Here is an 11,337-nt window from a genome sequence, read left to right as displayed (position 1 = left end):
ACCGACGCCTTCAGGCCAGGTGTTTCGCGAAAAACTCGCTCGTGCGGCTATCGGCGAGATTTGCTGCTTCCTCGCTGCGGCGATTGCCGAATTCGGTCGCAAATCCATGATCCAGGCCTTCGTAGTCGTGGAGCGTTACCTTGGGGTGGTCGTCGAGGCCGGCATGCATCGCTGCCTGCGTATCCTTGTCCACGAAGCCGTCCTCTGTGGGGATATGCAGCATGAGGGGATTTGCGATGGCGTGCTTCTCGTCGAGGAGGTTGTCGATGCCGACGGCATAATATCCGACGGTGGCATCACTGTCCGTGCGTGCGGCGGTCATGTAGGCGAGGCGTCCGCCAAGGCAGTACCCGACTGCGCCAACCTTGGAGCAGCCTTCGGCGCGAGCGTACTTGATCGCCGCCTCGATATCCCTGACGCCCTGATCCTGATCGAACTTACCGAACAAATCCAAGGCCTTGTTCATTTCCGGTTCGATATCCGGATCGAGTTCGATCCCGTCCTCGAATTGCCAGAAAAGGTCGGGAGCCACCGCGAGGTAACCATCTTCCGCCAGCTTGTCGCACTTGCGCCGGATGCCTGCGTTGATCCCGAAGATTTCCTGGATGACCACGATCGCCGCCTTCGCCTCTCCGGCAGGGCGGGCCACGTAGGCGTTGAAGGTGTTCTCTCCGTCGAGAGTGGAGATGGTGACCATTTCGCTCATGCGTGTATTCTCCCTTTATCGTTTGCAGGCCTAGCGCTTGCGCTGCGGGGCTGGCAAACCCAGATAACAAAAGACCCAGAGGTCTTCTGGAGTTCAACGGAGGAAACGCGATGAAGGTCCATATCGAAATAGATTGTACGCCGGAGGAGGCGCGGACCTTTATGGGCTTGCCGGATGTCGGCAAGGCGAACGCCGTCTATGTCGATATGATGTCGAAGGCGATGAAGGGCGTGTCGAGCCCGGACCAGCTCCAGGAGTACGCGCGCCAGCTCGCACCCATGGGCCAGGCTGGATTCAAGCTGTTTCAGAGTTTCATGGAAGGCGCTAACGCGGCGCGCAGCACATCGAAATCCGACAAGTCCTCCGACGACTAGGCTCGCCGTTTTGTCATGAGTGATACGATCTTCGCTCTTTCGAGCGGGTCGCCCCCAGCTGCAATCGGGGTGATCAGGATCAGCGGAAGCAGGGCGAAAAGCGCTCTCGAATCTGTTTCGGGCGCACTTCCCGAAGCACGGCGAGCGGCACTGCGCTCGATCAGGGACGCATCCGGTGAGGTTGTGGACCGGGCGCTTGTGCTTCGGTTCGATGGCCCGAAGACAGCCACAGGCGAGGACCTTGTGGAGATACACTGCCACGGGGGCAGGGCAGTGATCGCGGCAGTCGAGAAGGCCCTGGAGGCCTTGGACGGCTTGCGCCGCGCGGAGCCGGGCGAGTTTACGCGTCGCGCGTTTGCAAATGGCGTGATGGATCTAGCGGAGGCCGAGGGCCTTGCCGATCTCTTGTCTGCGGAAACCGAGCTCCAAAGGATAGCGGCGCAGGCCTCTGCGGGCGGCGTGCTTTCCGCCAAGGTCGATGGTTGGCGCAGCAGGGTGTTGACGCTGTCTGCCTTCGTGGAAGCGGCGCTCGACTTCTCAGATGAAGACGATGTCGAGGGGCTTCCAGAGGCTTTCGAGTCCGGGCTCACCGAGATTATCGGCGAAATTGAGAAGGCGTTGAGCGTTCCGCGCGCCGAGCGCCTGCGGGACGGGGTCAGGGTTGTATTGGCGGGGCCGCCGAACGCAGGCAAATCTTCTCTCTTCAACGCCTTACTGGATGAGGGCGCGGCCATCGTGGCCGACGAGGCGGGAACCACGCGCGATGTCATCGAGCGACCGATAGCATTCGGTGGCGTGCCGTTCGTCCTCATCGATACGGCCGGCCTAAGGGACGAAGGCGCTGCCGAGATCGAGGCGATCGGCATCGATCGTGCGCGCAGGGAATTGGAAAGGGCCGACATCGTCCTTTGGCTTGGGGCCGAAGGCGAGGGGCCTGTGGGCTGCGTAGAGGTTTCATCCAAAGCGGACCTCGGCGTCGCGATTAAGCCCGGCGCCAGCCATGCGGTATCCGCTCTCGATGGAACAGGGCTCGATGAACTTGTCGAGGAATTGGTCGGGAGGGCGAAGAAATTGATCCCGAAGCCCGGTGAGGCGGCTTTCAACCTTCGCCAATCGCAAGCGCTGGCCGAGGCAGTGTCTGCGCTCCAGGAGATCATTCCGGAAGGAGACCTTCTTATAACGGGGGAGCGGCTACGGCTGGCAAGGCGGGCGTTCGACCGTCTGCTTGGTCGTCAATCTACGGAGGAGGTGCTCGATGCCCTTTTCGGCCGCTTCTGCATCGGAAAGTAGGATTGTTCCACGTGGAACACGACGGGCTTTGACCCGATAACAAAACCCATTTATCGGCGAACACATGCAAAGCTTCGACATTATCGTTATCGGCGGCGGCCACGCCGGCGTGGAGGCCGCTTGTGCTTCGGCGCGCATGGGTGCGCGCACAGCCCTCGTAAGCTTTGACCTGTCAAAGATCGGAGCGATGAGTTGCAACCCGGCCATCGGCGGCTTGGGTAAAGGCCACCTTGTTCGTGAGGTGGACGCACTGGATGGAGTGCTCGGACGTGCTGCCGACGCTGCAGCCATTCACTACCGGATGCTCAATCGCTCTAAGGGTAGCGCAGTTTGGGGGCCGCGGGTGCAGGCCGATCGGGCGCTGTTCCATCGGGCCGTGCAGAGCGTGGTCAGCAACTATCCGAATTTGACATTGATTGAGGGCGAGGCTGCCGCACTAAGACTTTTGGGCGGTAAGGTTGAAGGGATCGAACTTGCCGATGGTCAGGCTATCCAAGGTGGCGCGGTCGTTCTCTGTACCGGGACATTCCTGGGTGGAACGCTGTTTCGCGGTGAAGAACGTTTCACCGGCGGGCGCATCGGGGAGAACGCAGCGCAACGGCTCGCCCAGCAATTGCGCGACGCAGACCTTCCGATGGCGCGTCTCAAGACGGGTACGCCGCCCCGGCTTGACGGGCGTACTATCGATTGGGCGAAGCTGGAAGAGCAGCCCTCGGATGGTGACAGCTGGACGATGTCGTCTTTGAGCGAGCGGCGGGTGAATCCTCAGGTCTACTGCGCCATCAGCCGAACCAATGGGCAATCGCATGACATAATCAGAGCGAACCTCGATCGCTCTCCGTTGTTTTCGGGAGCAATCGGTGCCGCAGGACCTCGATATTGCCCGTCAATCGAGGACAAAATCCATCGCTTCGGTGATCGTGACGGACATCAAATCTTCCTCGAACCCGAGGGGCTTTCGACTCACCTCGTCTATCCAAACGGGATCAGCACTTCTTTGCCGGTCGACGTCCAGCTGGACATGCTGAGGGCAATGGAGGGACTTGAGAAAGTGGTGATGGAGGTTCCGGGCTACGCGGTCGAATATGATCATATAGACCCTAGGGTGCTGCGAGCTACGCTTGAGGTTCGAGATGTTCCGGGCCTTTATTGTGCAGGACAGATCAATGGGACCACGGGCTATGAAGAGGCTGCGGCACAGGGACTCATTGCCGGGATGAATGCGGCTGCGAAAGTGCTTTCGAAGGAGCCGGTCGAGCTAAATCGTGCAAACTCCTATATGGCGGTGATGATCGACGACCTGACATTGCAGGGCGTTACTGAACCTTATCGCATGCTGACCTCGCGGGCAGAGTATCGATTGCGGCTTCGGGCGGCCAATGCCGACACACGGCTGACACCATTGGGGCTGATCGCAGGGATCATCGGCAAGGACCGCAAGGTTTGGTTCGAGGCCCGCGAAAAGCGACGCGAAGCTATAGATGACCTGTTGTCTCAACCGATCGCCGGGAAAACGCTCCACCAATCCGGTCATAAAGTGAAGCAAGATGCTGGGCCTCGCAGCGCACGGGATTGGCTGCGTGGGGGACACGTGTCCCTTGCCGACATTGCTGACCACCTGGAACGATTGGATCATAAGGACGCCCTTGCCGTCGAGCTCGCCGAAGATGCATTCTATGCCCCATATCTCGACCGCCAGGACGCCGAACTACGCGAACTGAGCGCGGGTGAGCATCTAAAAATCCCCGACGCGTTCGCTTATGCTGGGGTACCCGGCCTTTCGAACGAAATGGTCGAGCGCCTAAGTAATGCAAGGCCTGCCACACTCGCTGCGGCCGGCCGTGTTCCGGGAATTACCCCGTCGGCGCTCGCGGCACTGATGGTTCACGTAAAGCGCGAACAAGGGGCGCTAGCGTGATCATATCGGAAGAAAGTCGCGCTCGCGCGTATATTTCGGATCTTGGCGGGGATGACGCAATTAAGCGCCTTGAGCTGTTGGCTGGGCGCCTGAAGGAAGAAAATTTTCGGCAGAACCTGGTGGCCAGAGGCTCCCTAGACAGCCTGTGGGTACGACACTTTCTGGATTCTGCCCAATTGCTGAGGTTTGTTCCACGTGAAACACAGGGGCCGTGGCTCGACCTGGGAAGCGGGGCGGGCTTTCCTGGATTGGTCCTCGCAACATTGCGGCCGGAAATGTCGTTCACCCTTATAGAATCTCGCGCATTGAGGGTTGAATGGCTCAAGAAAATGAAAGCGGAAATGGACCTGCGGAATTGCACGATCGAGGGGTCGCGATTGGAGTTGGTAGATACCGTTCAAGCCGACGCTATTAGTGCGCGGGCTTTCGCACCGCTGGACAAACTCCTGCGTTTATCCGCACGCTTCTCCACAGCCGACACGTATTGGGTGTTGCCGAAAGGGCGTTCGGCAGCCCAAGAAGTACAAAATCTTCCCGAACAAGAGTCGAGAATGTTTCACGTGGAACAATCGATTACGAGCTCCGAGGCGGGGATTATCGTTGGCCGAGGCAAGGTGAGGGACAAAAAGTGATTACCGTTGCAATTGCCAACCAGAAAGGCGGAGTCGGTAAAACCACTACCGCTATCAATATTGCCACGGCGATGGCCGCGACCGGCTGGAAAACTCTCCTGATAGATCTCGATCCGCAGGGTAATGCTTCGACGGGGATGGGCATCGATAGCGCCCATCGTGTCAATTCGAGCTATGATCTGCTTCTGGAGGAAGCTGAACTGACGCAATGCGCCCAGCCCACTGAAATTCCCGGGTTGGATATCGTTCCCGCTACTCAGGATTTGTCCGGGGCGGAGGTGGAACTTGTCGCAGTCGATGATCGGACTTCACGGCTTTCGAAGGCGCTTGCACAATCCGGTCAGAATGGTTTCGCAAGTTACGATATCTGTTTCATCGATTGCCCGCCTTCCTTGGGTCTCCTTACCTTGAATGCGCTTGGCGCTGCAGATACGCTCCTCGTCCCCCTCCAGTGCGAGTTTTTTGCGCTCGAGGGACTTAGCCAGCTCCTGCAAACGGTCGAAAGGGTGCAGCAACGCTTCAACCCCGACCTCGGGATCGTGGGGATCGCCCTGACCATGTTCGACCGCCGCAATCGCCTGACCGATCAGGTGGCGGACGATGTAAGGGATTGCCTCGGCAATCTCGTGTTCGAGAACGTCATTCCGCGCAATGTACGTTTGTCCGAAGCGCCCAGCCACGGGATGCCGGCGCTTGTCTATGACCATAATTGTCCGGGCAGCCGTGCCTACATCGGTTTGGCGCGCGAATTGATCGGAAGACTACCCGAGAGGAGGAAGGCCGCGTGAGCCAGGCTATCGACCGTAAGAAGAAACTGGGCCGCGGGCTGGGCGCCTTGCTTGGCGAGGTCCAGCGCGAAGAGCCGTTGGTCAGTTCTAGTAACGAAAGCAACGAAATGGAAGCTGCGGGCGCCGCTAGCGCTGCGTCGGGGCTTTCGGCAATTCCGGTTGCGGACATCGAACCGCTACCTGGTCAGCCACGAACGCACTTCGATGACGAGGCTCTCGACGAGCTGGCAGCCTCAATCGCCCAACGGGGGGTCATACAGCCGGTCATAGTGACCTCGAAAGGGGGCGGTAAATACCGCCTGGTAGCCGGTGAGCGTCGCTGGCGCGCCGCACAACGCGCCCGTTTGCACCAGATCCCCGCAATTGTCCGCGAACTGGACGAGCGGGAAGTATTGGCGCTCGCCCTTATCGAGAACCTGCAGCGCGAAGACCTGAACCCACTTGAGGAAGCGCGGGCTTATCAAAAGCTCTCCGAAGACGAGGGCATGACGCAGGCCGAGATTGCAGGACTTGTCGACAAATCACGCAGTCACATTGCCAATTTGCAGCGCTTGCTCGCCTTGCCTGAAGATGTGCTCGATTTGCTGGCGGCCTCAAGGCTATCGATGGGACACGCACGCGCGCTGATCGGCAATGATGATGCGTCCGAAATTGCTGCACGCGCTGCCAAGGAAGGTCTTTCGGTACGCGAAGTCGAGAAGCTTGTCCGCAAGGGTAAGGCGCCCGTTCGCGCTCGCGGTCCAAAACCTGCCGTGCCCGAGGCGGAAACGGATGCCGACATCGCGGCGGTGCAGGGCCATCTGGAGGAATTTCTGGGTTTGCCGGTCAAGATCAGGACTGATGAAACGCCGAGCACGGGTACAGTGACGATCCGTTATCGAACGCTCGACCAGCTCGACCTGATCTGCCAGCGCCTTACCGGTGGTGATATTTAGAAAAATCCCTTTTATTTAACAGGGGTTTGCATTCAGCGGTGCTAGTTTACTCGCTGGGTGCAACTTCCCGATAGACGGCTTTCTGCGGTTCGGAGACCGTTACCGGGACAAGCATGTACTCCTCTCCTGCGTAGCTTGGTCGATTGCCAAAGCCGCCATTGATCGCGGTCTGCATGTAGTCGTCGAGATACGCTTCGCACTCTCCGTAAGCGGAGGCCGGCGCAGTTTTATTGTCGTCGATCGAATCCCGGATCGCGCCTCCCGCAAGTGCGCCAACTGCTGCACCAGCGACCGTTCCCACCAACCGGTTGCCGCTCCCGGCAATGCGATTTCCTGCCACGCCCCCGAGCGCTGCCCCTGCGAGGGCGCCGATAACCTTTCCACGCTCGCTCTCGTCATGAGTCGCAAGCCGGTTTCGGCACTCGGACAGCCAGGCTTCACGATTGAAGCTTACTACCCGAGCCCCTGTGGGCAGACCCACGACCTCCACGCGCGAACCGTCGGCCTGCTCAAGATATGTCCGCTGCATACGATAGGCAGCAACCGGGCCCGTTTGCGTGCCGGAGCGAACGAAATCGGCCCCTGCACGGGTGGGGACCCCCTCGATTTCCACGCGCTCTATGATGACTGGGGCGGGTCGCGGCGGAATGACGCTCTGGGCGGGGAAATTGGTTTCGACCACCTCGTTGCTGACTTGAACGTCAGCCTGCGCTCCAGCGCTTACCTCTTCCGCAGCCGCTTGGCCCTGCGCAACGGCCGGAGCGGTTGTGATAAGAGTGATGCTGGCGATAACGAGGGATGCGCACTTCATTCTGGTTCTCCGCAAGCGGGACAGGAATGGTGCTGCAACTACCAAGGCAGACGCCATCGCGCAAAGAGGACAATCGACCCGTCTTATCCCGGGGCAGGTTAAATCCGGTCGGAAAGAACCGAAGCCAGTCCCTCGATACCGGCGCGATCATCCTCGTCGAATCGCGCTTTCGTGGGGCTATCGAGATCGATCACGCCAACTACGCGGCCATCCCGAAGCACGGGCACGACCAGTTCGGAATTCGTCACGGCGTCACATGCAATGTGCCCCGGAAAGGCGTGTACATCCTCGACCAGTTGCGTGCCCCCCGACTTGGCAGCCGCCCCGCAAACGCCATTTCCGAGAGGGATGCGAATACACGCAGGGCGCCCCATGAACGGCCCGAGCACGAGTTCGTCCCCGACCACGCGGTAGAAGCCAGCCCAATTCAGGTCGGGCAGGAACTCCCAAAGCAGGGCTGCGATATTCGCCATATTCGCCACTGCATCGCTTTCTCCGGACGTCAATGCGTCCGCAGCGTCGATGAGTTGACGGTAGGCCTCGGGCTTCGGGCAGTCGTCTGCCGGACGGAAATCGTACATGATGGCGATCTAGGTCAAAGGACACGGTATGCAAGGGGCGTTGCGGCCCATGCCTTGCTGGCGTAACGCTAGGCTCCATGAGCATCCTCAAGAAGCTGGGCATCGCCCTCCTTGTCGTCATCGCCGTGCTGGCGATCGTTTTCTACTTCCTCTCGAGGGGCGATACGGCGGACATTCCGTTCGATGAAGTCGTCGGGACCGACCCCCGCCTGGACGAACCGGATGCCGAGGCTTTTCCCACTGTTGCCATTGCCGAGCCGATCGGATGGAAGGCGGACGAGGTGCCGACCGCTGCGGAAGGTCTGCAGGTCCAGCGCTTTGCCGACGGCCTCGAACATCCCCGCACGCTGCAGGCATTGCCGAACGGCGATATTCTGGTCTCCCTGACGCGCGCTCCCGCCAAGGACGAGGGCGGGCTGACAGCGTGGATTGCCGATTTGCTGAAGAGCCGCGCCGGAGCTGGCGGCGAATCGCCCAACCAGGTCGTCTTGCTGCGCGACGCCGACGGGGACGGGGCTGCGGAAACGAAGCTCGTCCTGTTGGAAGATCTCGATTCGCCGTCGGGTCTCGCCTGGAACGATGGGACGCTTTACGTCGCCAATCACGACGAAGTACTCGCTTTCCCTTACGAGCTGGGTGCCCAAACTGTCTCGGGGCCTTCCAAGAAGCTGGCCGACCTTGCGCCTGGCGGAGGGCACTGGATGCGCAACCTGGCCCTGCATCCGGACGGCGATCGGCTATACGTAGCGGTCGGCTCCGACACCAATATCGGCGACAAGGGCATGGAGGCAGAAAAAGGCCGCGCCCTGATCTGGGAGCTGAACCTCGAATCGGGAACCCAGCGGGTTTTTGCAGGTGGCCTGCGTAACGCCAACGGGCTCGATTTCAGCCCATGGTCTGGCGAGCTCTGGACGACTGTGAACGAGCGCGACATGCTCGGCTCGGATCTGGTCCCGGACTATCTCACCAATGTCCCTGTGGGCGCGCAATATGGATGGCCATGGGTATATTGGGGGGACAATTTCGATCGCCGGGTCAAATATCCCTATCCGTCCTACATCAACTATATCCGCACGCCGGAATATGCTCTCGGACCCCATGTCGCCGCGCTAGGACTTGTCTTCAGCCGCGAAGGGGCTGCCTTGGGTGAAGGGTTCTCGAGCGGGGCGTTTATCGCGCGTCACGGCTCCTGGAACCGCAAGCCGCCATCCGGCTACGATGTCGTTTATGTTCCCTTCGACGACCGTGGAAACCCGACGGGCCAGCCGATCGAGGTGCTTGGCGGTTTCCTGACCGGCGACGGCAAGACCCGTGGCCGCCCGACCTGGGTCGAATGGGCGCAGGACGGTTCGCTTCTCGTCAGCGACGACACCGCAGGTATCATCTGGCGGGTAAGCGCGCCGGGCGCAGCGCCGCAGGGCGGGATCGAGCGGGTCACCGGACGCAGCCTGCCTCCGCAGCGTGAGCTGAGAGGGCAGTCTGCGACTTTCTCCGGAGAGGACTTCGCCCGGGAAGTGACTGTCGACTAAGTCGCGCGGCGCAACTTGCGTCAGCCCAAGAGTGCCTGCGTGTCGATGGCGTAGAGACCTTCCGAGCCCGCCGTAGCAGCGGCGCGCAGGCCGGACGCCTCCGGCACGATCCGGTCGAGGAAGAAGCGCACGGTCGCGGGCTTGGTCTTCGCCAGTGAAGGAGCACTTCCAGCCTCTACGGCGCGCAGCTGGCGAAGGAGCTGCCATCCGGCAACGGCTACCGACAGCATGGTCGTGAACGGAACGCTGCCCGAAAGACGATCGTCCAGGCTGGCTTCTTCACGCATCCACTTGGCGACGGCTGCGCAATCGCCCGCGAGAGAAAACAGTGCCGGTTCGTCCGCACATTCGCGGGCGATGTCTTCGGTGAGCGAAATCAGTGCCTGACCGTCGTCCATGCCCAGTTTGCGGGTGACGAGGTCGGCCGCCTGGATACCGTTCGTGCCTTCATAAATCGGAGCAATGCGCGAATCGCGCCAGTGCTGGGCCGCACCGGTTTCCTCGACGAAACCCATGCCTCCGTGGACCTGGATGCCAAGGCTGGCGACCTCGATCCCGATATCTGTACCCCAGGCCTTGACCAGCGGCGTCAGGACTTCGCCTCGCGCCCGGGCCGCATCATCGCCGAGCGTTCCGCGATCGACCTGGCCGGCAGTGTAATAGAGCAGGGCACGCGAACCTTCCGTCAGTGCCTTCATCCTCAGCAGCATCCGCCGCACATCGGGATGCTCGATAATCGAAACGGGATTGCGATCGGGAGAGCCGGCGCGCGCCGACTGGACGCGCTCTTTCGCGTAATCCATCGCCTGCTGGGTCGCGCGCTCCCCGATCTGCACGCCCTGGTTGCCGACATTGATGCGCGCGTTGTTCATCATCGTGAACATGGCCATCAGGCCGCGGTGCGGAGCCCCGACCATCTCACCGATGCATTCGTCGTTATCGCCATAGCTCATCACGCAGGTGGGCGAGGCGTTGATACCAAGCTTATGTTCGAGGCTGACACAGCGCACGTCATTTCTCGTGCCGAGGTTTCCTTCTGCATCGACATGATATTTTGGCACGACGAAGAGGGAAATGCCCCTGCTGCCTTCCGGCGCATCCGGCAGCCGGGCCAACACGAGATGGATGATATTTTTGGAAAGCTCGTGCTCGCCCCAGGTGATGTAGATCTTCTGACCCTTGATGAGGTATTTTCCGGCATGCTCGCCGTCCTCGATCGGGATGGCGGTTGCCCTCAGGGCACCAACGTCGCTGCCGGCCTGCGGCTCGGTCAGGTTCATCGTCCCGGACCATTCGCCGCTAACCAGTTTCGGAAGATACTTCTGCTGTAGTTCTTCCGAACCGTGATGTTCGAGGGCTTCGATCGCGCCCACGCTCAGCATCGGCAGGAGGTTAAAGGCCATGTTCGCCGTGCCAAGGTTTTCGAGCACGTTGCAGGCAAGAGTGAAGGGGAGGCCCTGTCCGCCGAATTCGGCGGGGGACGCGATCGCATTCCAACCCTGCTCGACATAGGCCTCATAGGCAGTGTCGAAGCCGTCCGGCAGGCGCACCACGCCATTTTCGAGCTTCGCACCTTCCAGATCGCCGATCCGGTTGAGCGGGGCGAATTCCCCTGCCGCAAACTGTCCGACGCCTTCGACGATAGCCTCGACCATGTCGGGCTCGGCAGCAGCGAACTTCTCGCTCGCCGCGAGCTCTTCGATTCCGGCATTTACCCGAATGGCGAGCAGCTGGTCCTGGGTGGCGGGAGTGTAAGTCACGAATGCATTCCTC

Annotated in this window: 11 protein-coding genes; 7 read left to right on the top strand and 4 right to left on the bottom strand. The window is 60.6% G+C overall.

Annotation, left to right across the window (positions count from 1 at the left end):
* Positions 1-10: 10 nt before the first annotated feature.
* Entirely contained in the window at positions 11-706 is a 696-nt protein-coding gene (locus tag K3179_RS05185) for a dienelactone hydrolase family protein (RefSeq protein WP_221562772.1), read from the bottom strand.
* 110 nt (positions 707-816) lie between these two features.
* On the opposite strand from K3179_RS05185, the gene K3179_RS05180 reads away from it, so the two are divergent.
* From K3179_RS05180 to K3179_RS05155, 6 genes are all read left to right on the top strand, one after another.
* Complete coding sequence (locus K3179_RS05180; protein WP_221562771.1) at positions 817-1,080, top strand: DUF6489 family protein; 264 nt, start codon at positions 817-819, stop codon at positions 1,078-1,080.
* Positions 1,081-1,095: 15 nt separating this feature from the next.
* Positions 1,096-2,370 carry a tRNA uridine-5-carboxymethylaminomethyl(34) synthesis GTPase MnmE gene (gene mnmE / locus K3179_RS05175; protein WP_221562770.1) on the top strand — a complete coding sequence of 425 codons (1,275 nt, stop codon included), beginning with the start codon at positions 1,096-1,098 and terminating at the stop codon, positions 2,368-2,370.
* A gap of 64 nt (positions 2,371-2,434) precedes the next feature.
* Complete coding sequence (gene mnmG, locus K3179_RS05170; RefSeq protein WP_221562769.1) at positions 2,435-4,288, top strand: tRNA uridine-5-carboxymethylaminomethyl(34) synthesis enzyme MnmG; 1,854 nt, start codon at positions 2,435-2,437, stop codon at positions 4,286-4,288.
* Positions 4,285-4,920, top strand: a complete 636-nt coding sequence (rsmG, locus tag K3179_RS05165; RefSeq protein ID WP_345722103.1) for a 16S rRNA (guanine(527)-N(7))-methyltransferase RsmG — start codon at positions 4,285-4,287, stop codon at positions 4,918-4,920. The genes mnmG and rsmG overlap by 4 nt, the downstream gene beginning before the upstream one ends.
* Positions 4,917-5,708, top strand: coding sequence for a ParA family protein (locus K3179_RS05160; RefSeq protein ID WP_221562768.1), 792 nt, complete (start codon positions 4,917-4,919; stop codon positions 5,706-5,708). The genes rsmG and K3179_RS05160 overlap by 4 nt, the downstream gene beginning before the upstream one ends.
* Positions 5,705-6,643 carry a ParB/RepB/Spo0J family partition protein gene (locus tag K3179_RS05155; protein WP_221562767.1) on the top strand — a complete coding sequence of 313 codons (939 nt, stop codon included), beginning with the start codon at positions 5,705-5,707 and terminating at the stop codon, positions 6,641-6,643. Before K3179_RS05160 ends, K3179_RS05155 begins: the two co-directional genes overlap by 4 nt.
* Positions 6,644-6,689: 46 nt before the next feature.
* Here the strand turns inward: K3179_RS05155 and K3179_RS05150 are convergent, their stop codons facing one another.
* The gene (locus K3179_RS05150; protein ID WP_221562766.1) at positions 6,690-7,454 is read right to left on the bottom strand and encodes a glycine zipper 2TM domain-containing protein; all 765 of its coding nucleotides are present in this window, start codon (positions 7,452-7,454) and stop codon (positions 6,690-6,692) included.
* A gap of 98 nt (positions 7,455-7,552) precedes the next feature.
* Entirely contained in the window at positions 7,553-8,035 is a 483-nt protein-coding gene (locus K3179_RS05145; RefSeq protein WP_221562765.1) for a GAF domain-containing protein, read from the bottom strand.
* A 77-nt stretch (positions 8,036-8,112) separates the two neighbouring features.
* Between K3179_RS05145 and K3179_RS05140 the strand changes: the two genes are divergently transcribed.
* The gene (locus tag K3179_RS05140) at positions 8,113-9,564 is read left to right on the top strand and encodes a PQQ-dependent sugar dehydrogenase (RefSeq protein WP_221562764.1); all 1,452 of its coding nucleotides are present in this window, start codon (positions 8,113-8,115) and stop codon (positions 9,562-9,564) included.
* A gap of 20 nt (positions 9,565-9,584) precedes the next feature.
* Here K3179_RS05140 and K3179_RS05135 read toward each other — a convergent pair whose 3' ends face one another.
* Complete coding sequence (locus K3179_RS05135; RefSeq protein WP_221562763.1) at positions 9,585-11,324, bottom strand: acyl-CoA dehydrogenase family protein; 1,740 nt, start codon at positions 11,322-11,324, stop codon at positions 9,585-9,587.
* Between the last annotated feature and the right edge of the window lie 13 nt (positions 11,325-11,337).

Origin of the sequence: Qipengyuania intermedia, assembly GCF_019711615.1 — a bacterium.
Classification (GTDB): domain Bacteria; phylum Pseudomonadota; class Alphaproteobacteria; order Sphingomonadales; family Sphingomonadaceae; genus Qipengyuania; species Qipengyuania intermedia.
This window is presented reverse-complemented; position numbering and strand designations above follow the sequence as displayed.